This window comes from Sanguibacter sp. Z1732, from assembly GCF_051020515.1.
GTDB lineage: Bacteria > Actinomycetota > Actinomycetes > Actinomycetales > Beutenbergiaceae > CALKWS01.
In genome coordinates this window covers 3,627,335-3,651,483 of the sequence record NZ_CP194857.1, presented here as the reverse complement: position 1 = coordinate 3,651,483, position 24,149 = coordinate 3,627,335, and the positions used below count along the sequence as shown (strand labels likewise).

20 protein-coding genes and 5 pseudogenes are annotated in these 24,149 nt (G+C 65.2%); 9 read left to right on the top strand and 16 right to left on the bottom strand.

Translation table 11 applies throughout. The annotated features are described in order from the left end of the window. Positions 1-219 precede the first annotated feature (219 nt). A complete protein-coding gene (locus ACRRRO_RS19015; RefSeq protein ID WP_424797925.1) occupies positions 220-1,122 on the top strand; it encodes an Lrp/AsnC family transcriptional regulator in 903 nt (300 codons plus the stop codon). Between the two features lie 18 nt (positions 1,123-1,140). On the opposite strand, the pseudogene speB reads toward ACRRRO_RS19015, so the two are convergent. Both speB and ACRRRO_RS19005 read right to left on the bottom strand, forming a co-directional pair. Then, a pseudogene (gene speB, locus ACRRRO_RS19010) lies at positions 1,141-2,150 on the bottom strand (agmatinase). Next, positions 2,150-3,514, bottom strand: coding sequence for an NAD-dependent succinate-semialdehyde dehydrogenase (locus tag ACRRRO_RS19005; RefSeq protein ID WP_424797927.1), 1,365 nt, complete (start codon positions 3,512-3,514; stop codon positions 2,150-2,152). Before ACRRRO_RS19005 ends, speB begins: the two are co-directional and overlap by 1 nt. Before the next feature lie 186 nt (positions 3,515-3,700). Between ACRRRO_RS19005 and ACRRRO_RS19000 the strand changes: the two genes are divergently transcribed. The 5 genes from ACRRRO_RS19000 to ACRRRO_RS18980 all read left to right on the top strand — a co-directional run bounded on the left by ACRRRO_RS19000 (position 3,701) and on the right by ACRRRO_RS18980 (position 7,701). Beyond that, positions 3,701-4,789, top strand: a complete 1,089-nt coding sequence (locus ACRRRO_RS19000) for an FAD-dependent monooxygenase (RefSeq protein WP_424797928.1) — start codon at positions 3,701-3,703, stop codon at positions 4,787-4,789. Then, entirely contained in the window at positions 4,776-5,312 is a 537-nt protein-coding gene (locus tag ACRRRO_RS18995; protein ID WP_424797929.1) for a TetR/AcrR family transcriptional regulator, read from the top strand. The genes ACRRRO_RS19000 and ACRRRO_RS18995 overlap by 14 nt, the downstream gene beginning before the upstream one ends. 51 nt (positions 5,313-5,363) lie before the next feature. Next, positions 5,364-6,074 carry an alpha/beta fold hydrolase gene (locus tag ACRRRO_RS18990; RefSeq protein ID WP_424797930.1) on the top strand — a complete coding sequence of 237 codons (711 nt, stop codon included), beginning with the start codon at positions 5,364-5,366 and terminating at the stop codon, positions 6,072-6,074. A 28-nt stretch (positions 6,075-6,102) separates the two neighbouring features. Further along, positions 6,103-6,243 carry a hypothetical protein gene (locus tag ACRRRO_RS18985; protein ID WP_424797931.1) on the top strand — a complete coding sequence of 47 codons (141 nt, stop codon included), beginning with the start codon at positions 6,103-6,105 and terminating at the stop codon, positions 6,241-6,243. A gap of 198 nt (positions 6,244-6,441) precedes the next feature. Further along, positions 6,442-7,701, top strand: coding sequence for an alpha-hydroxy acid oxidase (locus tag ACRRRO_RS18980; RefSeq protein WP_424797932.1), 1,260 nt, complete (start codon positions 6,442-6,444; stop codon positions 7,699-7,701). Here ACRRRO_RS18980 and ACRRRO_RS18975 read toward each other — a convergent pair. From ACRRRO_RS18975 to ACRRRO_RS18965, 3 genes and pseudogenes are all read right to left on the bottom strand, one after another. Beyond that, positions 7,685-8,248, bottom strand: coding sequence for an MFS transporter (locus tag ACRRRO_RS18975; RefSeq protein ID WP_424797933.1), 564 nt, complete (start codon positions 8,246-8,248; stop codon positions 7,685-7,687). The genes ACRRRO_RS18980 and ACRRRO_RS18975 overlap by 17 nt on opposite strands. Positions 8,249-8,362: 114 nt before the next feature. Then, positions 8,363-9,707: pseudogene (locus ACRRRO_RS18970) on the bottom strand (IS256 family transposase). Between the two features lie 58 nt (positions 9,708-9,765). Then, entirely contained in the window at positions 9,766-9,924 is a 159-nt protein-coding gene (locus ACRRRO_RS18965) for a hypothetical protein (RefSeq protein ID WP_434080718.1), read from the bottom strand. A gap of 106 nt (positions 9,925-10,030) precedes the next feature. On the opposite strand from ACRRRO_RS18965, the gene ACRRRO_RS18960 reads away from it, so the two are divergent. From ACRRRO_RS18960 to ACRRRO_RS18950, 3 genes and pseudogenes are all read left to right on the top strand, one after another. Beyond that, positions 10,031-11,305: a tyrosine-type recombinase/integrase gene (locus ACRRRO_RS18960; RefSeq protein ID WP_434080717.1), complete on the top strand. Its 1,275-nt coding sequence runs from the start codon at positions 10,031-10,033 to the stop codon at positions 11,303-11,305. Beyond that, positions 11,302-12,015, top strand: a pseudogene (locus ACRRRO_RS18955) (tyrosine-type recombinase/integrase); the annotation flags it as partial. The gene ACRRRO_RS18960 and the pseudogene ACRRRO_RS18955, both read left to right, overlap by 4 nt. 238 nt (positions 12,016-12,253) lie before the next feature. Next, the gene (locus ACRRRO_RS18950) at positions 12,254-13,243 is read left to right on the top strand and encodes a tyrosine-type recombinase/integrase (RefSeq protein WP_424798258.1); all 990 of its coding nucleotides are present in this window, start codon (positions 12,254-12,256) and stop codon (positions 13,241-13,243) included. 109 nt (positions 13,244-13,352) lie between these two features. On the opposite strand, the pseudogene ACRRRO_RS18945 reads toward ACRRRO_RS18950, so the two are convergent. From ACRRRO_RS18945 to ACRRRO_RS18895, 11 genes and pseudogenes are all read right to left on the bottom strand, one after another. Continuing rightward, positions 13,353-13,964: pseudogene (locus ACRRRO_RS18945) on the bottom strand (IS1634 family transposase); the annotation flags it as partial. A gap of 64 nt (positions 13,965-14,028) precedes the next feature. Next, positions 14,029-14,457: a cytidylate kinase family protein gene (locus ACRRRO_RS18940; protein WP_434080716.1), complete on the bottom strand. Its 429-nt coding sequence runs from the start codon at positions 14,455-14,457 to the stop codon at positions 14,029-14,031. A 588-nt stretch (positions 14,458-15,045) separates the two neighbouring features. After that, positions 15,046-16,074, bottom strand: coding sequence for a zinc-dependent alcohol dehydrogenase (locus ACRRRO_RS18935; RefSeq protein WP_424798256.1), 1,029 nt, complete (start codon positions 16,072-16,074; stop codon positions 15,046-15,048). 54 nt (positions 16,075-16,128) lie between these two features. Beyond that, a complete protein-coding gene (locus tag ACRRRO_RS18930; protein WP_424798255.1) occupies positions 16,129-17,271 on the bottom strand; it encodes an alanine racemase in 1,143 nt (380 codons plus the stop codon). A gap of 34 nt (positions 17,272-17,305) precedes the next feature. Then, positions 17,306-18,082: an IclR family transcriptional regulator gene (locus ACRRRO_RS18925; protein ID WP_424798254.1), complete on the bottom strand. Its 777-nt coding sequence runs from the start codon at positions 18,080-18,082 to the stop codon at positions 17,306-17,308. An 8-nt stretch (positions 18,083-18,090) separates the two neighbouring features. After that, positions 18,091-19,695 carry an N-acyl-D-amino-acid deacylase family protein gene (locus ACRRRO_RS18920; RefSeq protein WP_434080715.1) on the bottom strand — a complete coding sequence of 535 codons (1,605 nt, stop codon included), beginning with the start codon at positions 19,693-19,695 and terminating at the stop codon, positions 18,091-18,093. Then, positions 19,688-20,389 (bottom strand): Gfo/Idh/MocA family protein, encoded by a 702-nt coding sequence (locus ACRRRO_RS18915; protein ID WP_434081606.1) that lies wholly within the window; start codon positions 20,387-20,389, stop codon positions 19,688-19,690. Before ACRRRO_RS18915 ends, ACRRRO_RS18920 begins: the two co-directional genes overlap by 8 nt. Positions 20,390-20,392: 3 nt before the next feature. After that, positions 20,393-20,752, bottom strand: a pseudogene (locus ACRRRO_RS18910) (Gfo/Idh/MocA family protein); the annotation flags it as partial. Beyond that, positions 20,749-21,669 carry a carbohydrate ABC transporter permease gene (locus ACRRRO_RS18905; protein ID WP_434080714.1) on the bottom strand — a complete coding sequence of 307 codons (921 nt, stop codon included), beginning with the start codon at positions 21,667-21,669 and terminating at the stop codon, positions 20,749-20,751. The pseudogene ACRRRO_RS18910 and the gene ACRRRO_RS18905, both read right to left, overlap by 4 nt. A 2-nt stretch (positions 21,670-21,671) precedes the next feature. Further along, complete coding sequence (locus ACRRRO_RS18900; RefSeq protein WP_424798250.1) at positions 21,672-22,589, bottom strand: carbohydrate ABC transporter permease; 918 nt, start codon at positions 22,587-22,589, stop codon at positions 21,672-21,674. A 43-nt stretch (positions 22,590-22,632) separates the two neighbouring features. Continuing rightward, on the bottom strand, positions 22,633-23,943 hold the full coding sequence (locus tag ACRRRO_RS18895; protein ID WP_424798249.1) for a hypothetical protein: 1,311 nt from the start codon (positions 23,941-23,943) through the stop codon (positions 22,633-22,635). Positions 23,944-24,149: the final 206 nt, after the last annotated feature.

The following is a 24,149-nucleotide window of genomic DNA, read 5'->3' as shown; positions in this document are numbered from 1 at the left end:
CGGGGTCACCGATCCGGGACATCGTTGTGGTCCGCGCCAGATTGTGGGTGTGAGCATACGAGCCTGCCGCGCGCCCTACAACACAGGTCTGTTGTGAACTCAAGGGAATTCCGCAGACCTGGTGGCAGCGGATGGCAGAATCGTTCGTGACACGCGCAGCAGGCAGCCGGACTGCTGACGAACTGACGAAGATCCGTTCAGAAAGGCATGGCAGGGCCGATGAGCGCCGACGGTGGCTACGGGCTGGACCTGGATCGCCGGCTGGTGCGCGCCTTGCAGCAGAACCCCCGGGCCAGTGTGGTGGCGCTGGCGCACGCGATCCACGAACCACGGGCGGTCGTGGGGCAGCGGTTGCGGGCACTGATCGACTCCGGCGCCATCCGGGTGGTGGCTGCGGTGCACCCGCACTTCGCCGGGCTGCAGGTCACCGCGCACGTGTCGGTGGCCACCAGGGGTCCGGTGGCGGACGCGGCGACCCTGGTCGCCTCATGGCCGCAGACGGTCCTGGTGTCGATCGTGGCGGGAGCCCACGATCTCATCATGGAGGTGCGGGTGCCCACCCACACCGACATCCAGGCACTGCTCGCCCAGGTCCGGCGCCACCCGGCCGTGGTGCGGACCAGCACGGTCATCTACACCGGCGTGTTCAAAGGGCTCCTGGAGCACGATACGTATGAGCCGATGAGCATCGACGCCACCGACCGGGCGTTGCTAAGGGAATTGCAGCGCGACGGACGCGCGAACTGGCAGGACCTGGCTGTGCGCGTAGCCCGGTCCTCCTCGGCGGTTCGTGTGCGGGTCAATCGGATGTTGCAGGCGGGGATCGCCCGCCTGGTGGTAGTCCAGGAGCGGGGTCACTTCGGCAGGTTGCTGACCATGGGGGTGGGGTTGACCCTGCGGTCGGAGGCCACACAGGTGCTCACACGGCTGCGTCATGAGGAGGATGTGGAGTTCGCCGCGGCCACGATCGGACGCTTCGATGCGGTCGTCACACTGCGCGGAGCCAGCCCGGTGGACCTGGATGCCTCGCTGGAACGGCTGCGGTCCTTCCCGGAGGTCACCGCTCTGGAGGCGTGGGCGCATTTGCGGTCGGTGAAGGAGGACTACACCAGTGCCCTGTAGTCCCCGGACCGGGCTTGCTCAGTCAGCGGTGAGGAACGCCCCCGCAGGCCCGCTGGGCGCGGATTCGCGGTTGGCCCACAGGGAGAGGATCTCGTACCCGACGTGAGCGGCGGCGATTCCGGTGATCTCAGCGTGGTCGTAGGCCGGGGCCACTTCCACGATCTCGGCGCCCACCAGGTTCAGGCCCTGCAGGCCGCGGATGGTGTTGAGGAGTTCCCGGCTGGTCAACCCCCCAGCCTCAGGGGTACCGGTGCCTGGCGCGGCCGCGGGGTCCAACACATCGATGTCTACCGACAGATATACCGGCGCATTCCCCAGGCGGCGCCGCATCTGCTCCACGATCGCGGCCACCGAGGTGAACTCGTACTCATCGGCTCTGATGATCTGAAAGCCCAGCACCTCGTCGTCGGTGAGGTCCTCCGCTCCGTATACGGGACCCCGGATGCCGATATGCATACACCGGGCCAGGTCAGCAACCCTTCCTCGCTCGCGCGCCGGAACGGGGTGCCGTGGGTGTAGGGGGCGCCCATGTAGGTGTCCCAGGTGTCCAGGTGAGCGTCCAGGTGCAGCACTGCGATCTTGCCGTGACTGCGGTGTACCGAGCGCAGGTTCGGTAGCGCCAGGGTGTGGTCGCCACCGAGGGTGAGGAGTTTGGCACCGTCGGCGCGCAACTCATCGGCGTTCGCCTGCACAGCCGCGATTGCCTCGTCGATGTCGAAGGGATTGACGCCCAGGTCTCCGCAGTCGGCCACCTGCTGGGCGGCGAACGGGGCGGCACCGGTGGCCTGGTTGTAGGGACGAAGCAGTTTGGATGACTGGCGGATGTGGGCGGGTCCGAACCTGGCGCCGGGGCGGTAGCTGACCCCGGAGTCGAAGGGCACGCCCAGGATCTTCACCTCGATCGGCGCCCCGGGGCGGGCGGCCTGCACCTCATCCAACCTGGGCAGTAGCCCGAATGTGGGCGGGCCGGCGAACCTAGGCGTGGCGCTGTAGTCAGCGGGGCCGAGCCGGTCTTGCGAGGCGTTCATCAGACTCCCTTACGGATCAACTTCTTGTTCACGAACTCCTCGGCGCCCAGCAGGCCGAGTTCCCGCGCGGTCCCGGAGCGTTTCACACCGCCGAAAGGCAACTCGGGGCTATCGGCGGCCACGATGTTGATGAACACCATGCCCACGTCCAACTGGTCGGCCACTCGGTCCGCCTGCTGCTGGTCGGTGGTGAAGACGTAGGAACCCAGGCCGAACCCGGTGTCGTTGGCCAGGTCAATGGCTTCTCGCTCGCTGCTCACCTGGAACACCATGGCTACGGGACCAAAGAACTCTTCCCTGTAGGCATTCATCTGCGGGGTGACGTCGGTCAGCACCGCCGGGGGGAAGAACGCCCCGGAACGTTGGCCGCCGAGCCGCAACGTGGCGCCGTCGGCTACCGCACGGTCGAGTTGGTCCTGCAGGTTCCGGGCCGCCTGCACGGAGGACAACGGGCCCAGTTCGGTGTTCACCGATGTGGGGTCACCCGGTTCTACCGCCGCCATCGCCGCCCGGAACTTCTCCAGGAATCCGTCATACAAGTCCTCGATGATGATGAACCGTTTGCCGGCCGAACAGGCCTGCCCGGAGTTGTCCAACCGCGCCAGTAGCGCCGCTTGCACGGTGGCGTCCATGTCGTGAGTGGACAACAGGATGAACGGGTCCGATCCACCCAGTTCCAGGGCAACCTTCTTCAGGTGCCGCCCGGCAACCTCCGCGACCGCGGCCCCAGCCCGCTCCGACCCGGTGAGCGACACACCCTGGATCCGGTCGTCGGCGATCACCTCGGCGGCTTGGTCGTTGGTGAGGTAGGCGTTGACGTATGCTCCCTCAGGCAGACCTGCTTCCCGGTAGATCTGCTCGATCGCCGCGGCCGACTGGGGGCACTGCGGGGCGTGCTTGAGCAGGATCGTGTTGCCCACCACCAGATTGGGTGCGGCGAACCTGGCCACTTGGTAATAGGGAAAGTTCCACGGCATGATCCCCAGCAGCACGCCCAGCGGTGCACGTCGCACCACCGCGCTGCCTTCTCCGAGGATGTCCACCGGTTCCTCCCGGGTGATCGCCTCGGCGTGGTCGGCATAGAAGTCGTTGATGTCGGCTGCGAAGTCGACTTCCTCGATCGCCTGCAGGTAGGGCTTGCCCATCTCCTGCACGATGATGCGGGCCAGGTCTTCCCGACGCTCGCGGTGCAGTTGTGCTGCCCGGCGCACCCCGGCGGCGCGCTCAGCCACCGGCGTCGCCCTCCACGTGCGGTGCGCTTCAGCGGCAGCAGCGATCCCCGCCTCCACCTGCTCACCGGTGAATGCCGGGAACGAAGCCACCTGCTCACCCGAGGCTGGGTTGATCACCTGATACTGGCTCATCACGGGCTCCGATTCCGTCGATGGGGACGCAGTCACTGTACCGAGGGTCCGCAGTTCAGTCGTGGCGGGAGCCGCGCCAACGGCCATCCGTCGGGATGCCCGCGTCAGCGCCCGGTACCAACTCGCCCCAGCACCTAACACTACTGATTAGGTTAATGCGCACTATAAACATAGTACTGTTGGGGCATGACCGGACGGGCGATCATTGTCGGGGCTGGCATCGGCGGGCTCGCCGTGGGCAGGGCGTTGCTGGACACCCGGTGGCGGGTGGAGATCCTGGAGAGGGCCGACGGCTTACCGGAGGCCGGAACGGCCCTGGGGATGTGGCCCGAGGCCATCGCCGCGCTGGACCGCTTGGGCGTAGGAGATCGGGTGCGCGAGGCGGGCGTCGCCCAGCACGGTGCGACCTTCCGACGCCCGGAGGGGACCACCTTCGCCCGGATCACCTCGCGTGAACCCGCCTATCTCATCTCGCGGCCGGCACTGCACCGCATCTTGTATGAGGGCGCACTTGAGGACGCAGTCCGCTGGGCCACGCCCGTGGAAGACGCGGCCAACCTGCCCGAGGCCGACCTGGTGATCGGAGCCGACGGCATCAACAGTCGCCTTCGAACCGTGGTCGCCGGCCGAACGGTGGATCCGCGGCCGTTGGGTGCGGTGGCCTTCCGGGGTGTCGTCCCCGGTCGGGTCGAAGCAGCGTGCGAGACCTGGGGAGACGGCCGGATCTTCGGTGTCACACCCCAGGAGGCAGGGATGACCAACTGGTTCGCCTCCGTGCGCGAGGACGTTCTGGCCGAGCGGCCCAGCTACCGGAATGTCGCCGAGCTTCTCACCGCCCTCTTCGGCGACTGGCACCCGATCGTGCGAGAGGTGGTAACCAGACTTGATCCGGCCGAGATCGACCAGCGGGTGCTCTACGACATGCCTCCGATTGGCTGTTGGAGTCGTGACCACACGGTCGTCCTCGGTGATGCCGCCCACGCGATGGCTCCGAACGCGGGCCGGGGCGCCTGCGAGGCCATCGTCGACGCCGTCACCCTCGCGGAGAGCCTGCGCGCGGCGGGTTCGACCACGGAAGGTCTGCAGGACTTCGATCGACGACGGCGCCGGACTGGGCAACGCATGGTCAGGACCTCCCGGGTCCTCAGCCGCATATCGATGGCCAGACGCCTTCCGGCGGTCAGGTATCGTGCCATGAACGTACTTTCGCGTTTCGTCTCAACAAGGCCAGCAGACGACAACGGCAACGACGAGGGGCGCCATGGGCACTCGTGACCAAGCGCTGAACGCATCCGTCGAACTGCTCGGCACCCAGGGAATACGTGCCCTCACTCATGGGCGGGTCGATGCGTCCGCTGGCCTACCCAGGGGCTCCGCCTCCAACCACTTCCGTACCCGCGCAGACTTGCTCCACGCTGTCGTCGACCATCTCGTGGAGACCGAGCAGCACACCTTCGCCGCAGAGGGCCCGCCGCAGAACGTCGATGATCTCGTGGCATCACTCAGCACCTTCATCCGCGAGGCCACCGGACCACAGCGCACCCTGACCGCAGCGCGCCTCGCCTTGTTCACCGAGGCCTTCCACGACCCAGAGGTACGAGCGGTGCTCGCGGAGGGTCGAAGCCAGGTCGAGAGCGCGGCAGCCAGGGTCCTGGAAACACTGGGCTTCCCACAGCCCTTTGCCACCGCACGCCGCGTCCTCACTCAGGTGGAAGGCGCGATCCTGCATCACCTCGCATTCGGCCCGGACGCCGGTCCCGAAGAGGTCGAGGCCTCACTTCGGGCGTGCTTGACCTGAGTGCAGCCACACCCGTCCGTTCTCTCGTGGTGGTGCTTGGTGCAAGGCGCGATGACGACTATCGAAGAACCTCAGAAGTGGAAGGAAGACATGGACGCTTTCCCGCACATTGAGCCGGTGCAGGTGCCCAGGGCCGGCACCGTGCTCGAGGCCGAGGTGCACGGACCGTCGCGCGGGCTGTTGGTTGTTTTCACCCATGGCGGGTGGATGGATCGCCGCATGTTCGACGGCCAGGTCCAGGCCATGGTCGCAACTGGGTGTCGGGTCCTGCTGTGGGATCTCAGGGGCCATGGCGCGTCCGTCCCGCACGGCCTGTACGGACCGACTGCCGATGATATGAGCGCGGATCTGTTGGCACTGCTGGACGCGGTCAACGGCTCGGAACGTGCTGTCCTGGTAGGCCAGTCGTTGGGTGGGATGGTCTCTCAGCGACTCGTCCTGGAGAGTCCCGAACGAGTCGCCGGTCTTGTGACTATCGGCGCCCCGTGCATCAACCCCACCGGCCGAGGCGTCAAGGCACGACTGCGTCTTGCCTGGCGGCTCTCCGGGATGATCGGCACGTTGCTGCCAACCCGGCTGATCCGCAAACAACTGCCACAGGGCACCGCAACAACATCAGAGGCCCGGGAGTATGTGCGTGCCACTACATCGGGGGTCACCCGGGAAGACTTTGGCAGGCTTGTCGATGTCTCTCGCGGCGCTGGACGGACTGCAGGGCAAGCAGTTCACTGTGCCCGTCCTTGCCACCCGAGGGGCGCTTGACGCCAGTGCTGCCGGTCGGCTCACAGCGATGACCGCGAGGCGGTGGCCGGTCGACGGTGGGCGCTTCCACTACAAGGAGATCCCGGAGGCTGGTCACCAAGCGCACCAGGACGACCCCGAAGCGTTCAACAGACTGCTGCTCGCCTTCCTCGCCGAACTGGCACAGTGATGCGTTCTCGGTCCACCGAGACGTTCCCACTGCTCGTCGTGCGTGATCGAGCACGCAGGATCAGACTGGAGGCCTCCCTGATCCGCGAGCAAGGAGTCACTCATGGCGCACGTCAGCAGCATCGGTCGGGGCAACATGGCCCGGCCGCTTCGCCGTCGTGCGGTGAGCGATCCCGCCCAACAGAATAGGTGACCTGCCATGTCCGTTCTGCAGTCTCTGCACTCCAACCTCACCGCGATGCGCACCAAGAGCCGCCTGGAGAAGATCCAGTCGGTAGCCGATGCCGAGGACCTGGCCCGAAGGCGACTGCCGGCCAGCGTCTTCCAGATGTTCCAGGCCGGCTCGGGGTCGAACATCACCGCGATACGCAATGAGGAGATCTTCAAGGAGGTCCACTTCCGGCCGCGCAACGGGGTGTTCAAGCCCGAACCGGACATCGCCACCACCGTGCTGGGGCATCGCATCGAGATGCCGGTGATCCTGTCCTCGGTTGGCTTCCTGGGGGTGGGCCATTCCGACGGCGAGGCGGGGGTCGCCCGTGCGGCGGGAAAGGCGGGCACGATCCAGTTCGTCTCCGGGGTGACCAATGCCCCGATCGAGACGATCATGGACAACGCCACCGGACCGGTGTTCTACCAGTTGTATTACGTGGGCGGACGGGATGCCTCGGCCCCGATCATCGAACGGGTCAAACGCGCCGGGGTGCACGGGCTGGTGCTGACCGTGGACACCCCGACCATCGCCCGACCCAAGGACGCGCCGTGGACCACGCGGCGCAACGTGCCGATGGACACCAGCCCGCCGGAGCTGATCAAGTTCGTCCCGCAAGTTGCCACCAAGGTGGGGTGGGCCCTGGACATCGCCGGGTCCAGCGGGGTGAAGATGCCCGACATCGCCATGGCCCTGGACGCTGCGGGCTCACCCATGGGGTTCTGGGAGGGAATCGGCCAGATCTACCAGAAGACCCCCACGTGGGACGACATCCCCTGGGTCCGTGAGCACTGGGACGGGCCGCTGGTGATCAAGGGCGTTCTCACCGCTGACGACGCCGAGCGCGCGGTGCGTGCCGGCGCCGATGCGATTGTGGTGTCCAACCACGGCGGCAACGTCTTGGATGGGTCGGTGCCCACCCTGCAGGTGCTTCCCGAGATCGTCGAACGGGTGGGGGACCGGGTGGAGGTGCTGTTCGACTCCGGGGTCCGCCGCGGCACCGACGTGCTCAAAGCCCTGGCGCTGGGGGCGCGCGCGGTGTTGCTGGGCCGCGGGTATGTGTACCCGCTGCTGGCCGCAGGTGAGGCCGGGGTGAACCACATCCTGGAACTCTTCGAACGCCAGATCAGTGAGGGCATGACGTTCCTGGGTGCGGACTCGATCCACGAGTTGGACCCGAGTTTTTTGTCCATCCCGGCATCCTGGGACCGCTGGTCCGGGCAGGACCAGGTCAGTTCGGTGGGTTGAGGACAGTTGCAGTGCGGTGACGACGGCGGATGTGTAGCCCTGCCGTCGTGGTTGCGATGGCGGCGATGGCGATGCTCATCAACAGGAATGCGCCGACGTAGCCAGTGTTGCCGACAGTCCAACCCAGGATGAGTGCGCCGGCTCCGAGCCCGCCGTCGTAGGCCATGTTCCACAGGGTGCTAGCCGTGCCGGATCGAGAAGGTCCGAGGCGGTGGACTGTCAGCACGAAAGAGTCGTTCTGGCTGGCGCCGAACCCGGCCCCGATCATTGCCGCCCCTACGAGTAGAACGGATGGGGTGTCGTGCAGGGCTTCTGCGGTCAGGGCCAGCCCTCCCGCGACTAGTAATACGGAGGTCAGCAAGAGTCTTCCCGGTCGAGTTCGGTCACCGATGATGCCGGACCCGAGGCGTCCGACGATCAGCATCACGGAGGCGACGAGCAAGGCGGCGGAGGCTTCTGCTGTGCTCGGACCGGAGATGGGAAGGAATGTTGTGGTTGCTCCGAAGGCGGCGGCGGTGAGTAGAAGGAGGCCGATCGGCGCAGCCATTCCCCCTACATTGCGGACCGAAGCGAGCGTGAACCTGCCTCGAGCCTGGGCGGGGAGCATGATGGAGAGTCCCGCGGGCCTGTCAATCTCTGTGTGTAAGGGGTGTGGCGGGGGTCACAGGTAGGGTTCGATTCGTTCGGGGTAGATCAGGGCGAGTTGGCCCAGGGCGGCCTTCCAGTTCGTGGTCACCGATCCTTCGATCAGCCGGCCGGGGGCTCGCCGCTGGGCGGCCGGTAGCCCGCGTTCTTTCTGGCGTTCTCGGGCTCGTTTGTCCTCGATGTTGCAGATCGCCAGCCACAGCAGTTTGACCACGGCAGCGTCGTTGGGAAAGTGGCCGCGGTTCTTGGTCACCTTACGCAGTTGGTAGTTCAGCGACTCAATCGCGTTGGTGGTGTAGATGACCCGGCGCAATTCCGGCGGGAAGGCCAGGAACGGGATGAACCGGTCCCAGGCCGCCCGGAACGAACGCGCCGCGGCGGGGTACTTCGTCCCCCACGGGCCGGCCTCGAAGGCCTCCAGCGCCTCGCGGGCGCCGTCCTCGTTCGGGGCGGTGTAAATCGGCTTGAGCGCCGCTGCCACTGCCCTGCGATCGGAGTAGGACACGAACCGCATCGCGGCCCGGATCAGGTGGACCACGCAGGTTTGCACGGTGGCCAGGGGCCAGGTCGCCTCGATCGCCTCGGGAAAGCCGGTCAGTCCATCGCAGCACACGATGAGCACATCGCGGACGCCGCGGTTGGCCAGGTCCGCACAGACCTGGGCCCAGAACTTGGCGCCCTCGTGGGTCTGGACCCAGATTCCCAGCACGTGGCGGATGCCGTCCATGTCCACCCCGATGGCGATGTGGGCGGCCTTATTGACCATGTGGGACCCGTCCTTGACTTTGACCATGATCGCATCGAGATAGATCACCGGGTAGAGGGATTCCAGCGGGCGGCGCTGCCAGGCCAGCACCTCCTCACCGATGGAGTCGACCACCTTGCTGATCGTCTCGTGACTGAGGTCTACCCCGACGGTGGAGGCCAGGTGGTGACAGATGTCGCGTAGCGTCATCCCGCCGGCGTATAGGGAGATGATCATTCCATCGACCCCATCCAGGCGGCGCTGGCCCTTACCCACCAGCATCGGGGTGAACGTCCCGGCCCGATCCCGCGGGATGGCCAGTTCGATGTCCCCGACCTGACTGGTCACCGTTTTGGCGTAGTGCCCGTTGCGGGAGTTGGGGTGGTCGGTGGCATCCGGTGCGCCTTTCTCATAGCCCACGTGCTCGCTCAGTTCGGCCTCCAGGCCTCGTTCCAGGGCGGCCTTGAGCATCCCGCCCAGCACGCCACCGTCTCCGGTCAGCGCTCTCTCCGGCATCGATCCGGGCGAACACCTCATCCAAGGCCCCGGTGGCCTTGAGGTCATCGGCCAACTCGGCCTGTTTCCTACGACGCTCAGCGCGCTCCTCGGCGCTCATCTTCGACATGGCGTCAATCGTCACAGCGTGTCTCCTTCAGGGGGTGGAGCCACACCCCTTACACACACCATCTGACAGGGCCCTCATAGCAGCCGATCTCCAGTGGAAACCCGCCCCGGTCGACCAGCACCCCCACGACGATCTGAGGATCGACCCGGCGCTCCTTGGAGTAACCGACCTTGCGCAGATCATCTTCCTTCTCCGCTTCGAAGTACAAGGTTTATGCCGACCTTCTGGTTATGCCGATGTTTGGGGTATCGGCCCAGGTCAGGGCCTTGTCGGTGGCCTGAAAGGTCGGCATAACGACACGCTGATCCTCCAAGGTGTTCGTGTGCTCGGAGGTGGTCGTCGTGTTGCCGGTGATGCCCGTTGTGGCTCGTGGTCCGCTGGAGGGGGTGGTGATGGAGCAGTTGGCGGCCTGGTTGGCAGCGGAGCGGTACTCACGAACGATGGTCCCGCAAGTTCTCGGCGTGGCTCGCGGGTTGAGCGCCTGGATGGACGATCACGATGTGTCGCTGGCAGCGCTGAGCCTTGATGTGCTTGAGGCGTTCCAGGCCAAGTATGCCCCCGGTGTCCCGGGACATGTGATCGTCAAGGTGAGGTCCCCGGCCGTGCGCCGGTTCCTCGTCGAGTGTGGGTACCTGCCCGGTGAGGAGTTGGTACGTAAGCGAGTTCGTGGCCCGAGCGCGAGGGAGGCGCCGCCGTTGGGGTCAGCCGCTGTGGGCGAGTTGGATGCGTGGGGCCGTTGGCAGCGCGAGGCTCGCGGGATCAGCCAGGCATGTATCCATCATCGTCGGGGCTGGGTTGGCGCACTGGTCGACTCACTGCCCGTTGCCGATGAAGTGATCAACTGGAGCGCGTGTGACGTCACGGTCGTGAACGCGTTCATCGTCGACCGTGCGGAAGGCCTCGCGTCGGCTTCGCGTGCCGCGATCGTGGATGCGATGCGGTCGCTGCTGCGGTGGGCGCTGGCGACCGGTCGAATCGAGCGCGACCTGACTGGCGGGATCCTGCGTGCCCGGGCCACACGGGCCATGCTGCCCCGGGGATTGTCGCCCGGGCAGGTCGAAGGTCTGCTGAGCGCGTGCGACCTGGACACGATTGTCGGCCTTCGAGACCGGGCGGTGATCACCACACTGTGGCGGCTCGGGCTACGCGCCGGAGAGGCCGCGACCCTGGGACTCGACGACGTCGATTGGGCCGTCGGACGGGTCAGCGTGATCGGCAAAGGACCGCGGCGGTTGACGCTGCCAGTACCGGTCGATGTCGGCCAGGCGCTGATCGCCTGGCTGCAAGCGCGCCCTGACGCACTGGATCGGGCACTGTTCGTGCGGGTCCGGCCACCGATCCGCGCGTTGAGCAGCGCCGGGATCTCCGACATCGTCAAGCACCGCGCCGAAGCGGCAGGGCTCGGAGTGGTGCATGCGCACCGGCTGCGGCACACCGCAGCGATGAACGTCATCGCAACCGGTGGAAGCCTGATCGAGGCTCAAGAGCTCCTCGGCCACTCCAACGCCGCCAGCACAAGCGTGTACGCCCGGGTCGACCTGGCCTCGCTACGGACACTGACCGTGCCGTTCGGGCAGGTGCCACGATGAGCAGCGATCCGTCCACTCTGTGCCTTCACGACGAGCTCGACACCTACCTTGCTCAGCGTCGCGGGCTGGGGTTCCAGCTCAAGACCAGCGAGTACCTGCTGCGACAGTTCCTCAACTGGCTCCAAGAGCGCGGCAAGAGCGAGACGTTCACGATCGAGGACGCCGTGCAGTGGGCCCGTGAACCTGCTGATGCTGCGCCCGTGTGGTGGTCACAACGGTTGACTGCGGTGCGCCCGTTCGCGGCCTGGCTGAACGCGCGCGGAGCCGACGTCCCGCGAATCCCGCCAGGGCTACTCCCGGCCAGGACGACCAGGCCGGCACCGTTCATCTACTCCCAGGCCGACCTGGACCACCTGCTGACGGCGTGCCCGCTGTTCTTCCCCGACGTGCGGGTGGCGACGACGATGTCCACGATCATCGGCCTGCTCGCTGCCACCGGGCTGCGCATCGGGGAGGCTCTCCGGTTGAGAGTCAACGACCTCGAGGTGGCCGAGAACCTGTTGCAGGTTCATGGCACCAAGACCCCGCTGGACCGGCTCATCCCGCTGCACCCGTCAACGACAGCAGCGCTGGTCGAGTACTTGAGCATGCCCGAGCGCCTGGCCACCGGTCCGTCACCGACCGGGCCGATCTTCGTCAACAACCGTGGCAGCGGCTTCGTCCTCGAAACGATCGAGCAGCACTTTGGTGCTCTGGTCGACGCCCTCGAGCTGGTCCCGACCGGACAGCGCCGTCCTCGCCTGCACGACCTCCGCCACACCTTCGCCACCGGGCACATGATCGCCGCGACACCCACAGCACCAACCCCGCCCGAACCCTCGGGCTGCTCTCAACCTGGCTCGGGCACACCGGCCCGGAACACACCTACTGGTACCTCAGCGCCGTCCCGGACCTGCTCGCCGCCGCAGCCGGACGCCTCGAGGCGACCAGCCCGAAAGGAGACCTGTCATGAACGCCCTGGCCATCGAGCTGCAAACGTACTTCACCACCTTCGCCCACGCCCAACGGAACCTGTCCGGGCACACCATCAGCACCTACCGGGACACCTGGCGGATGCTCATCACCTTCCTCGCCGCCAGGACTGGCACCAGAATCGAGCGCATCGACATCGGTGACATCGACGCCGAGAACGTCACCGCGTTCCTTGACTACCTCGAGGATGAGCGCGGCAACAGCACTGCCACCCGCAACACCCGCCTGTCCGGGATCCGGGCCGTGCTCGCCCACGCCCTACCCGCTCACCTCGAGCACGCTGGCACGATCACCCGCGTGCTGGCGATCCCACCCAAACGCCATCCCAAACCGATGCTCGAGTTCCTCACTCCCGCAGAGTCCGACGCCCTGATCGCCGCGCCCGACCGCACCCGGTGGACCGGCCGGCGCGACCATGCCCTGCTGGTCCTGGCGATCCAAACCGGGCTACGCATCAGCGAACTGACCTCGCTGACCTACGCCGACATCAGGCTCGGTGTCGGCGCGAATGTCACCTGCACCGGCAAGGGCCGGCGCACCCGATCGACGCCGCTGACCTCGACCACCGTCGCGGTCATGACCGGCTACCTCGCCGAACGGCGCGCCCGCCCCGGTGAGGCGCTCTTCTGTGGACCCCGCGGCCAGCACCTCTCACCCGATGCCCTCGAACACCGCCTCAAGATCCACGTCGCGACAGCAGCCGCCGAGTGCGTCAGCATCGCGGACAAGCACGTCACGATGCACACCCTGCGGCACACCGCCGCGATGACCCTGCTCACCCACGGCGTCGACATCTCCGTGATCGCTCTCTGGCTCGGACACCAACACACCCAGTCCACCGACGCCTACCTGCACGCCGACATGGCCATCAAGCAAGCCGCGATCGACCGCACCCGCCCGCCGAACACCGACCCCGGCACCTACCAGCCCGAACCCGACATCCTCGCCTGGCTCGCGACCCTATGAATATGCCGACCTTTCAGGCCACCGACAAGGCCCTGACCTGGGCCGATACCCCAAACATCGGCATAACCAGAAGGTCGGCATAAACGTTGTTATGCCGATGTCGGCATAACAACGTGGTCACGTCATACAGACACAGCGAGACGTCTCCGCTGGCCAACGCGTGGGTGAAGCACAACTCGGCGACCTGGTCGCGGTAGGTGCCCTGGTATGCCCGGGTCAGGGTGCGGCGCATCGTCTTGTCACTGGCCGGCCGTCGCCCCAGATCAGCAAGGACCCGTCCGGTGTCCCGGATCGATGTCGGCTCCACGATCCGAGCGATCACCAGGTCACGAAACACCGGGTCACCCAGGGCCTCAAAACCCAGATCGGCGAATACCGCCGCCAGCGCATCGAACAGCACCCGCGAGGAGGTTCCCACCACCCGCGGCGCGGCGACCGTGGCCCGCTCACGACTCGGTGAGCCGGGGGCCTCAAAGAGGCTCGCCTCACCGGCCGGACCGATCAGTGGCGTCCTGGGCGCCAACGGCTCGACCCCCAACTCAAACTCCCCCTGCGCCGGGTTCTGCAACAGTTGCCGCGCCCGCTCGATCAGCAAGCCAAGTTCGGCTTCGGTATGCGCCGAACCCACGTGCGCGATGATGCGCCGCCGACCGTTCACGGACTCGGCGATCTGCACGGCCGTCGCCCCCGAAGCCGTCGGGACCCGCCGAATCCACGCCATACCGCCCACAGTAGGGCACCAATTAGTGCCTCAAAACGGCAACCAACTCACCCATCACCGCAGGTCAGCGCGGTCCATCACCACTCAGCCGAACCCGGTGACCAAACTCAGGTTGCACACGGTCCTTGACGTCGCCGGTGAGCAGGACGTGCACAGTGCGTGATCGCGCGGCCAGGATGACCGTCGCGTTACGCCCGATGATCACCCCGCCCTCCTCGGCGTAGCGCCACACGGTGTCGTTGTTGTCGGCGACGAGGTCACGTTTCTCCTTCTGCGTCGTGACGACGTCCCGCCCCTCGAAGCCCCCGTAGGCCCCGCCCATCGCCGAGAAGACCTCGGCCAGGGTCGCCCGGTTCTTCAGCGATCCGGCATCGGTACCACCCTCGATCTCCTCGGAACTGAAGGCCTGCTCGTGGTACGGCAGTCCGAGCCGCTCGGCCACGACCTTTCCTATGGCCTCGGCTCCGGCGCCGTACTGTCCCCAGATGGTCACGACCGGTCGTGGACTGGTGTCGTCGGCACCACCCCGGCCACTCTCAGCAGCTGAGTGCGTGGACATATCAACCTCCCCGTCGAGTCCGTCCACAATAGCCCGCCCATGTGATGTGGGTCTCATTCTGGGTGGGATGTTGGGTCGCGCCGTTGGGGGTGGGTCCGGACAATCCGGGCAGGGCGGCGCGGAGGGCAGGCTGAGAAGGCGGTCAGCCCGTGACCGAAGGCGCACCGGGCCCCGGTCGTGTCGGGCGGTGGCAGCGACTCGAAGAGTCCAGCCGCACCCCGCGCCGGGACCACAACGCGGTTTGCTCCTCGGTGTGCACCGCGGCGATACGAAACCCATCCCACTTCTTCTCATACCGAGTCCGCCCGGGTAGGGCGGCAGGGGAGGGGATGGCATCAGATGCCCTGGCCAGGCTGAGATCGACCGTGCCCACAGCCCGGAACTTCTCTGCTGCCATGAGCTCCTCGCCTTCCTCCCGCTAAACAACGTGGGGTGTGATGGCCCCTTGACGTAGAGCCATCGAGCGCCATGCCCACGGGCTGAGCGCTGGTGTGGTGGCGCTCCTTCGCCGGGGTGAGCCGCTCAGTGGTTGAAACGGACGAGCACCTTTCCGGGCGTGCCGTCCCCCTTGGCCAAGGCCTGGAACGCCGAGTCTGCTTCACTCGGGGAAACCTCTCGACTGATGAGCAACGGCATCTCCTCGCCCGCCCGCGAAACGTAGTCGGCCGCATCAAGGAAGTCTTGGGCGGAGTAAGTGAAACTGCCCACCAGGGACCGTTCGTCGGTGCTGATTCCGAACGCATCCAACGTGAGGGAAGGGCTGCCCATGCCGACGAGGCAGACCCTTCCGCCGCGGCTGGTGACAGAGAGCGCGTCGGCAACGGTTTGGTCGGTGCCGACCGCATCGAAGGTAACGGCGATCGGCCCGCCCAGACCATCGAGTGCGCCCCGGAGAGGCTCGGTGTGGGGATCCAGCGCGCGGGCGCCGAGTCGCTCGACGAGATCCCGGCGGGCGGGATCCACCTCGCTCACATAGATCTGCTCGACGCCCGCCATTTTTAGCGCGAGCACCAGGGCCTGACCGATTGGGCCGCCCCCGATGACGAGGGAGCGGGTGTCGGATTCTGCCAGCACCCTCCGCACGGCGTGGACGCCGACCGCAAGCGGTTCGACCAGAGCCCCGTGCTCGATTGGGACGTCGGGGGCCAAGGGCACGATGTTGCGGCTTGGAATGATCACGTACGTCGCAAAGGCCGCGGGCACAGAAGTTCTGACGCCGATGACGTAGCGATCCGGGCAGTGTTGCTCCCGGCCCCGGTATTCCTCGGCTTGTCCGAGTGGTACGACGAGGGGGTTGAACGTCACCGGCTGGTTGAGGCGCAACCCGCATTTCTCGCTATCGGGCCCGATCTGGTCGATCCATCCGGAGGCTTCGTGGCCCATCACCTGTCCGGGAAACCGCCTCCCGTTCTCGCCCGTGTAGCCATGGATATCCGAGCCGCAGATCCCGGTGACGGCCACCCGGACTCGAACTTCGCCGGGCCCCGGCGTGGGTTTGACGTCGTCCGTGACGACGAGCCGACCGATCTCTTCAAGGACCAGCGAAATCATTACTTTCCTTTCAATACATCACTCAGATAGGACTGCACCACTTTGGGGGCGGACCTATGAGCCCGCACCGAAGATCTCCCATTGGCCTTGGACTTCACCGGCACGGATCACCTGCGCCCGCCGGAGCATGGCAAACGCCATGCAGACGTGGTTGGGAATAATCTCCAACCGGGTGCCAACCGGTAGCGGCTGCGGTTCTCCGTCTCCGTACCAGCGCAACCAGCCGTGCTCTTCCGAGACACGTTCGATCACCCATCCCGGCGCGTTGACGATGATGCCGTGCCCGGGGTACTGCTCGCGGAGGGCTGCTGCCGGCAGCAGGTCAGCGGAGAGCGCTTTGGAACCCCCGTCGATATACGCACGGCCGGGTTCAGGATGACCGGTGACGGTGGCGATCACCCGCACCGCCACGGTCTCCGGCGACGCATTCCCGAGCGCCACTTGACCCGAATCGTTGAAGGCATATATCCCCGGGCGGACCTGGGTGACTCCGGGGACGGTCGCGCAGACCCGGGCGCTCGCGGAGGCGCCCATGGAGACGATGGGAAGGTCTATTCCCAACTGACGGATACGTTCGGCAGTCGCCACCATCTCCTGTGCAACGGCCCGGGATCGACGTGCCACGTCGGCAGCGTTCCGCGCTTCATATACCGTGCCCTCGTGCGTGTAGATTCCAACTAGGTCGATACCGTCCAACGGAGCGACACGCTTTGCCAGGTCTGGCGCAGCCTCGGGAGCGACCCCCTCGCGATGTAGCCCGCTGTCGATCGCCATCATGACTTTGATGCTGGCTCCACGAGAGGCGAAGAAGTGCGCGAGCGCCTCAGCCCCCGCGAAGGTGTCAACAGCGAGTGTCAGTTCACAACCGGTGGTCAACCGCAGGCAGCGGCGGAATTTGCTATCATCGGCCGCCGGGTTGGCGATGAAGATCGAGTCAACACCGACAGTTGCGAATCCCTCTGCTTCGGCCACACTTGCGACCGTGAGGCCGGACGCTCCCCGTTGGACCTGTCGGATCCCGACTGCGCCAATGCGGTGGGTCTTGGCGTGCGGGACTAGGGAGACCCCGGATTCCTTGCTGATCGCCGCCATCTCATCGAGGTTGTGGTCGAGGATATCGAGATCCAGCAGCAGCGCCGGAGTAGGGACATCGATCGCTAGCCAATCCACCTCAGGTACCTGGGTGCGAAACGTCATCGACTTCATCCTTTCTGCGCCCGGACGGCGACGGTTAGCGGCGCGCGGGGGCGATGGGCTCGGGCATACCGAGGGCAACTGACGCGTTCGTCGCCTGTTGCTGCAGCACGGCTGCGATCTCGTCCTCATCAGTTTCGCCAAGGTCGATGAGCGTCTGCGGCACCGAGCAACTCATCGCGGCAACGGCGCGTCCGTTGGCGTCGCGGATGGGTACGGCGACGCAGAACACCCCGGGGGAGTACTCACCGTGATCGGTGGCGTAGCCGCAGCGGTGCACTGTACCCAGATGCTCGATGAGTTCATCGCCCGACGTGATGGTCTCCTCGGTGTACCCTTCGAGGGTTTCGCCAGCGAAGCGGTCGAGGAGTTGTTGCGCCGGAAGTTCGGCAAGCAACACTTTGCCGATGGCGGTGACGTAGGCGGGCAGCCTGCCGCCCACTTCGGAGACGAGCCGCAGCGGACGAGTCCCTTCGACCTTGTCGATGTACACGATGTCGAGATCGTCCAGGATCCCGAGTTGGATGGTCTCGCCCAACGTACGCTGCGCTGCGAGCAGGTACTGCCGAGTCCTGATCGTGACTTCGCGGCTGCGCTTGAAGCGCTGCCCGGCTTCCCAGATCTTGACGCCGACGAAATAGCGCTTCGTCTCATCGTCGAAGACGAGCCAACGTGAGGCGACTACTGTCCGGAGCAGTCCGTGGAGGCTGCTCTGGGGGATGTCGAGGATGTCACCGAGTTCACTGAACGTCACTCCGTCCGGACGCCTGGCCACTGCTTCGAGTATTTCCAAGGTCCGGCGTGCTGATTTCACTCCTCCGCTCATTGCGACCCCCTGAGTACGCGTCCGGTGCGTATTCCGGTCACCTTCCCGTTCTTCAACGCGAATCGACCATTGACGAGCACGTGCTCGATCCCCGTTGCGGGCCGGCGGGGACTCACATAAGTGGCTTCGGCGCTCACCGCTGCGGGATCGAATATCACGATATCGGCCTTGTATCCCGGGGCGATCTTGCCTCTATCTCTGAGCCGGAGTCGTTGGGCCGGAGAGTGCGTCATGTGCCGGATGGCCTCGGGAAGACTGAGGACTCGTTCCTCGCGGACATAGGTGTGCAGGACCCGGGGGAAGGTCCCCCAGGAACGGGGATGCGGACGATCGCCCACGAGGATTCCGTCACTCCCGACCATGTGGCGTGGATGCTGCATGAGGGCGCGCACGTGCTCCTCGATGCCCACGAACATGACACAGGAGGCTCCGAGTTCGGTTGCGACAAGAATGTCCAGGCAGAGTTCAGCGGGTCTGATCCCGGTTTTGGCGGCGGCCGCCCCCAGGGACTCTGCCGTCACCCACTCGTACTCCGGAGCATTCGGTGTGGAGGAGAGATGGATATTCGACCAGTTAATGGTCAGGCCCTGATGCCCGTCAGACCCGGTGACGTCGAGAGCGGTGATGATCTCTTCGCGGCTGCCCGGGTCACGGAGCCGCTCGATCTGTTCACCGATCCCGCCGCGCTGGGCCCAACCGGGTAGTTGTGAACTCAACGTCGTCATCGCCGCCAGGTAGGGGTAACTGTCGAAACTGAGGTCTACCCCGTCCGCAATCGCATCATCGAACAGCCGAAGCAGTTCAGGTAGGTTTCCTCGGTTCACATCGAAGGAGAGGTGGGCATGGGCGAAGTGCAGGGCGACGCCGGAGTGTTTGGCGATGTCGATGCACTCCGCATATGCCTCGAGGGCTTCCGGACCGTAATTGCGGTGGTGGGGGCAGAAGTAGCCACCGTGCTCGGCGACGACGCGGCATAGTTCCACCAGTTCGGCGGTTGTGGTGGAGTACATACCCGGCACGTAGGTCAGGCCGGCGGAGAGGCCGACTGCGCCGTCCTCGAGCCCCTGTCGAAGTAGTGCCGCCATCTGTGCGACCTCGGTCGGCGTCGCCGCACGCGCCGCATCGCCCATGACGAGCATCCGCAGCGTCCCGTGCGGTACGAGATAGGCCGTGTTGACAGCGGTATCGTCGTCAAGCCGGTCTAAGTAGTCAGCGACGCTGCGCCAACTCCAGTCCAGGTCCGTGGGGTCGTCGTTCCATCCCCTGATACGTTTGCGCAACGCACGCAGCACCTCATCGGAGACGGGTGCGTAACTCAGCCCGTCCTGTCCGAGGACCTCCAGCGTGACTCCCTGGGAGAGTTTCGCCTCATGATCAGGGTTGGCCAGGATCTGGATATCCGAGTGCGAGTGCATGTCGATAAAGCCAGGAGCGAGCGCAAGGCCGCCTAGGTCGTAGGTCTCCGCGTTCTCGACGACGATTCCCGGCCGCACTCCGGTGATGCTGTCGCCGTCGATCCTCACATCGGCTGTAAAGGCGTCCCGGGCCGTGCCGTCCAGGACAGACGCATTTCGAAAGATGATGGTCTGGTCCTCAGTCATGTGCACCCTCCGCCGCTATGGCTACGCGACAACCTGTTCGTGCGCTCTGGTAGATCGCGTCCGATGCCTCGACCACATGGACGGCCAGAGCGCCAGACATGCCAGTGGGCGCGTCGTAGCCGCGCGCGCAATCGATGAGCACTTTCGTCGGTGCGCCCGCGTCGTAGAGTCCGCTGGCCTGCTCAGGTGTGAAGTCGGTGACATTGCCGTTGGCCTGGACCATCCGAGCGGCATCGGACACGGAGTCGATCGCGAGTTGTGCCTTCGACCCGTATATGCGCAGCAACCATTGCGGGCGTGCGAGATAGGGATGGGTGGAGGCGCAACTCAGGCTCGCCGAGCCCCCGTGCTCGAAGCTGAAGTTCGTGGTGGCGTGCAGATCGATGTCGACTCCCGGCGGGAATGTGTGGGCGTCGACCGAAGCGAACCGCTTCCCGGTGATCCAATGCACGAGACCCAGTTGGTGCGACATCGAAACCGCGACGGCGCCGCCCCCTGACGTGGCGGCGTCGGTGTAGGTGCGTGATTCGGAGACGTCCGCAGCGCCCCAACCGCCATCCGTGCCGCCACTGAGTAAGGCACGGGTGTTGACATCCAGATGGCAATCGACCAGTTCGACATCGCCGATCTCGCCTGAGGCGACGAGGGATCGTGCCAGTTCGAACGTCGGGGCCGCTACCCACCCGAACCCCACTAGGAGGTCTCGTCCGGCTTCTTGCGCCGCTAGGTGCATGCGTCGAGCACTAGCGGAGTCCACCGCAAAGGGCTTCTCGACGAGCACATGGGAGCCGGCTCTCAGCGCGGCTGTGACCTGCTCCTCATGGGCAACCGGAGGGCTGGAGACGATCGCGATGGACGGAGCGTTCTTCAGGGCGTCGCGCCAGTCCGAGGACCAATGTGGTATAGCGAATTCCTCCGCGAGTTCGCGGGCTCGGTCAGCACTCTGGCTTGTGACCATCGTGACGTCGACTTGTGAATCTCCCCGCAGGGCGGGAAGGTGACTGGATCGTGACCAGGCCCCGGCGCTGATGACGGCGGCGGTGATCTCCCCGCTCATTTGTCGTGTCCTGCCGCTAGTGCACCGACGACGTGCCGTTGGAAGATCAGGGTGAGCAGGACCGGTGGGATCAGGGTGAGCACCGTGGCTGCCGCTAGCGAACTCCAATTGAACTGTTGCACGGATTGGAAACCGACGAGGAGCGGGGGAGCGGTCAGTTGGTTCGTCAGCACGAGCGAGTAAAAGAACTCGCTCCATGCCTCCAGGAAGATAAGTACGCCGGCCGCCACGAGGCCAGGCTTGGCGATCGGCAGGATGATGATGGCGAATGTCTGCATCCGGCCAGCGCCGTCGATCATTGCTGCCTCTTCGATCTCTTTAGGGAGTTGGTCGAAGTAATTCTTGAGCACCAAGATCGCCAAGGGCAACGTGAAGACGTTGTAACTAATGATCAAGGCCCACGGCGTATCGAGAATGTTCATCAGCCGGAAGGCGACGAAGAAGGGGCCGATGATCGCGATCGCAGGAATCACCCGCGTAGCGATGACCGCGAGCTCAAAACTCCGAGATCCACGGAACGGGAAGCGGGACAACCCGTAGGCAGCCAACCCAGCCAAGGTGAGGTTGAGGGCAACGAGGACCGTGCTCACCAGCAGGCTGTTGGCAATAGAGTCGAGCAGTCTGGTGCCGGCCGTGCTCGCGCCGACACTGGCACCGGCTCCAGAGAGCAATTCAAGGAAGTTGTTGAAGGTGATGGAGTCCGGAATTAGAGGGAATGACCTCGACCCCATCTGGCTCGGGGTGATGAGGCTGGAGACGAGAAGGAACCAGACCGGCAGGATGATCCATAGGGCGAAGATCACCACGGCAAGGTAGATGAACGCTGTGAGCAAGGGGCTGCGCCGCCGGCCACCAGATCGGTTCGTGCGTCGAGTGCGGGGCTGTGCCATGGATTCACGCTGAGTCAGTTGAACCATGATCACCCTGCCATTCCTTGCTCTTCGCGCTTGTACAGCAACTTCACCGTGGCGAGACCCCCGATGAGGGCGAGAGCCCCGAGGATCACCGCGAGCGCAGAACCCAGGCCGATGTTGGTGACCACGAAGAGTTGGCGGTAGATGAGGATGCTCAGCACCTGCGTGGCATCGCCGGGTCCGCCCTGCGTCATGGCGAAGATGACATCGAACTGCAGGAATGCGTAGATCACATTCAGTACCGTGACGGTGATGAGCACCGGCCGTAGCCACGGAATGGTGATGTGATAGAAGCGCTTTATTGCCCCGGCTCCGTCCAGCGCGGCTGCCTCGGCGAGTTCGCCCGGGAGTGTCTGCAGACCGGCGAGGAAGAGGATCCCTGCGAAGCTGGCCTGGCGCCATACGGCTGCGATGATGGCGAGTATCAGTGCCGCTGTGGGGTCGGAAAGGAAGTCGTGGTATTCGGACGTGATTCCGAGTGCGGTCAGAAGGGCGTTAAGGCCTCCGACCGAACCGTCCGCGTACCACTTCCAGAGGATTCCGAGCACGAGCCATGGGGTGGCCCACGGAATGATGAGCAAGGTACGCGCGAGGCCACGGCCAATGAACTCCTGATTGAGGAGTACCGCACAGCCGAGGCCGATCAGCGTGGAAAGAAGCACGAATCCTAGTGAGAATATGAACGTTATCCACATCGAGTGCCAGAAGACATCGCTCTTGAACACGATGAGGAAGTTCTCGAAGCCCGTGAATTCCCCTAGTCCGCGCCCATCGGCCGGGACGTTGTGCACGCTGTAGAGCACTGTTAGGAGGGTGGGAATGAGCAGGAGGACGATCAGGAGCGCAGCGGCCGGCGCGACTAGGCGGACTCCGAAGCGTCGGCCCGAACTTTCGAGCGGGCCGACGCTTCGGCGCTCGGCCACCGACACGCCTCTGCGAACGGAGGGTGCAATGGGAGCCATCGAACTACAGACCGCCACCTTCTTGCGCGGACGTTGCGGCCTCGGTCAGTTGGTCGACGGTGTCGGCCGGGGTGATCTGGCCGAGCAATAGTGCATGGATGATGTCGCCGACCTTTGCCTGGAAGTCCGGGTACCAGGGGAGCGTCCGGGCGGCGACGACCTTCGAACCGGTCTCGAATGTCTCCGAGAGCATCGACAGGTCGTAGTAATCGGGGAACGAGTTCTGGACGTTTTCGTCCGTAAAGAACCCCGGATAGGGGGCGGCAAGGCCCCCGGCGTTCGCCCAGGCATTGGAGACGGTGAACTCTCCTTCGGGTGATTTCCATCCGTAGTACTTCATCAACTCCCAAGCGGCGGCGCGGGCGTCGTCGTTTTGGACATCGCCGAGTTGAAGCACTTCACCCATCTGGAAGGTGTGGTTCGCGCCGCCGATGGGCGCCATCTGAACATTGGTCGACTCGGGGCCCTCCAGGTCGCGGATCGAGGTGAAGAAGTAGTGGTGCAGGACGAAGAAGGCCGCATCGCCCTGTGCCATGTGGTTGGACAGGATGCCGGGATCGTCATTGAGCAGCGACGACGGCGCAAGCCCTTCGGTGTACATCGATTGCCACCACTCGAAGACACCCTCGGTCTTCGGGTCATCCGCGAAGACCGGGTTGCCGTCGTCGTCGAACGCGGTGATGCCTTCATTGAGCAGGTAGGTCTGCAGGTACTCCTCGCAGAACTCCTTGACCCAGTAGGCCACGTAGGGCGCAGAGACGATGCCCTGGTCCTTGAGCGCCTTGGATTGGTCATACATCTCCTGGAGCGTTTGCGGGGGCGAATTGAACCCCGCCTCGGCGACCATGCTCTCGTTGTAGTGCAACATGTGCACGGCTGAGAAGTAGGGGACGCTGATGAGGTCGCCATCGCTGTTGACGTAGGTGCTGCGGGCGCTTGGGAAGAGGTCTGCGACGAGGTCGTCGGCACCGGGCAAGTCGTTGAGCGTCGATGCCCAGCCCTGGTCGATAAACTTCTGTGAGTTGTAGGCGAAGTTGTAGTAGAGGTCGGTGACATCACCGCCGCGTAGCCGTGTCTGCAGGGCGGCGGAGTATCCCAGGTTCGGGATGATGGAGACCTCGACGTCGGTCTCTTCCGCGTCCGACCACTCGCCGACCAGTTGATGGATCATCTCAGGCTGGAAGTCCCATCCGAGCATCCGCAGTTGGCCGTCCCAGTCGCCACCGCCGGAACTGCAAGACGTCAACGTGCCAAGTCCCATCGCGGCAGCGAGGCCGGTGCCGCCCGCGGCTAGGAGGAAACTACGTCGGTTCATGGGAGAGCCTTTCAAGGCTGATTGATTTCGCATATGTGAACTCCACTTCATCGGGGTGAATCGAACTGTAGGCTGCCGGCCTCAGCCGGTCAAGCACGTGGGGCGCGCGGGCGGCAGCAGCCGCGGTCACGCGGGAGGGGCGATGGACGTCCTCGACGATCCGTGTTGAACGCCGATGGCTCCGTGGCCGAACGATTAGGGCGTAG

Coding starts and splice junctions, on each gene's coding strand:
- ACRRRO_RS19005 (WP_424797927.1), bottom strand. CDS start 3,514: ATGAGCCAGTATCAGGTGATCAACCCAGCCTCGGGTGAGCAGGTGGCT.
- ACRRRO_RS18995 (WP_424797929.1), top strand. CDS start 4,776: ATGGGCACTCGTGACCAAGCGCTGAACGCATCCGTCGAACTGCTCGGC.
- ACRRRO_RS18935 (WP_424798256.1), bottom strand. CDS start 16,074: ATGATTTCGCTGGTCCTTGAAGAGATCGGTCGGCTCGTCGTCACGGAC.
- ACRRRO_RS18980 (WP_424797932.1), top strand. CDS start 6,442: ATGTCCGTTCTGCAGTCTCTGCACTCCAACCTCACCGCGATGCGCACC.
- ACRRRO_RS18975 (WP_424797933.1), bottom strand. CDS start 8,248: ATGGCTGCGCCGATCGGCCTCCTTCTACTCACCGCCGCCGCCTTCGGA.
- ACRRRO_RS19015 (WP_424797925.1), top strand. CDS start 220: ATGAGCGCCGACGGTGGCTACGGGCTGGACCTGGATCGCCGGCTGGTG.
- ACRRRO_RS18930 (WP_424798255.1), bottom strand. CDS start 17,271: ATGACGTTTCGCACCCAGGTACCTGAGGTGGATTGGCTAGCGATCGAT.
- ACRRRO_RS19000 (WP_424797928.1), top strand. CDS start 3,701: ATGACCGGACGGGCGATCATTGTCGGGGCTGGCATCGGCGGGCTCGCC.
- ACRRRO_RS18990 (WP_424797930.1), top strand. CDS start 5,364: ATGACGACTATCGAAGAACCTCAGAAGTGGAAGGAAGACATGGACGCT.
- ACRRRO_RS18920 (WP_434080715.1), bottom strand. CDS start 19,695: ATGACTGAGGACCAGACCATCATCTTTCGAAATGCGTCTGTCCTGGAC.
- ACRRRO_RS18950 (WP_424798258.1), top strand. CDS start 12,254: ATGAACGCCCTGGCCATCGAGCTGCAAACGTACTTCACCACCTTCGCC.
- ACRRRO_RS18895 (WP_424798249.1), bottom strand. CDS start 23,943: ATGAACCGACGTAGTTTCCTCCTAGCCGCGGGCGGCACCGGCCTCGCT.
- ACRRRO_RS18905 (WP_434080714.1), bottom strand. CDS start 21,669: ATGGTTCAACTGACTCAGCGTGAATCCATGGCACAGCCCCGCACTCGA.
- ACRRRO_RS18985 (WP_424797931.1), top strand. CDS start 6,103: ATGACCGCGAGGCGGTGGCCGGTCGACGGTGGGCGCTTCCACTACAAG.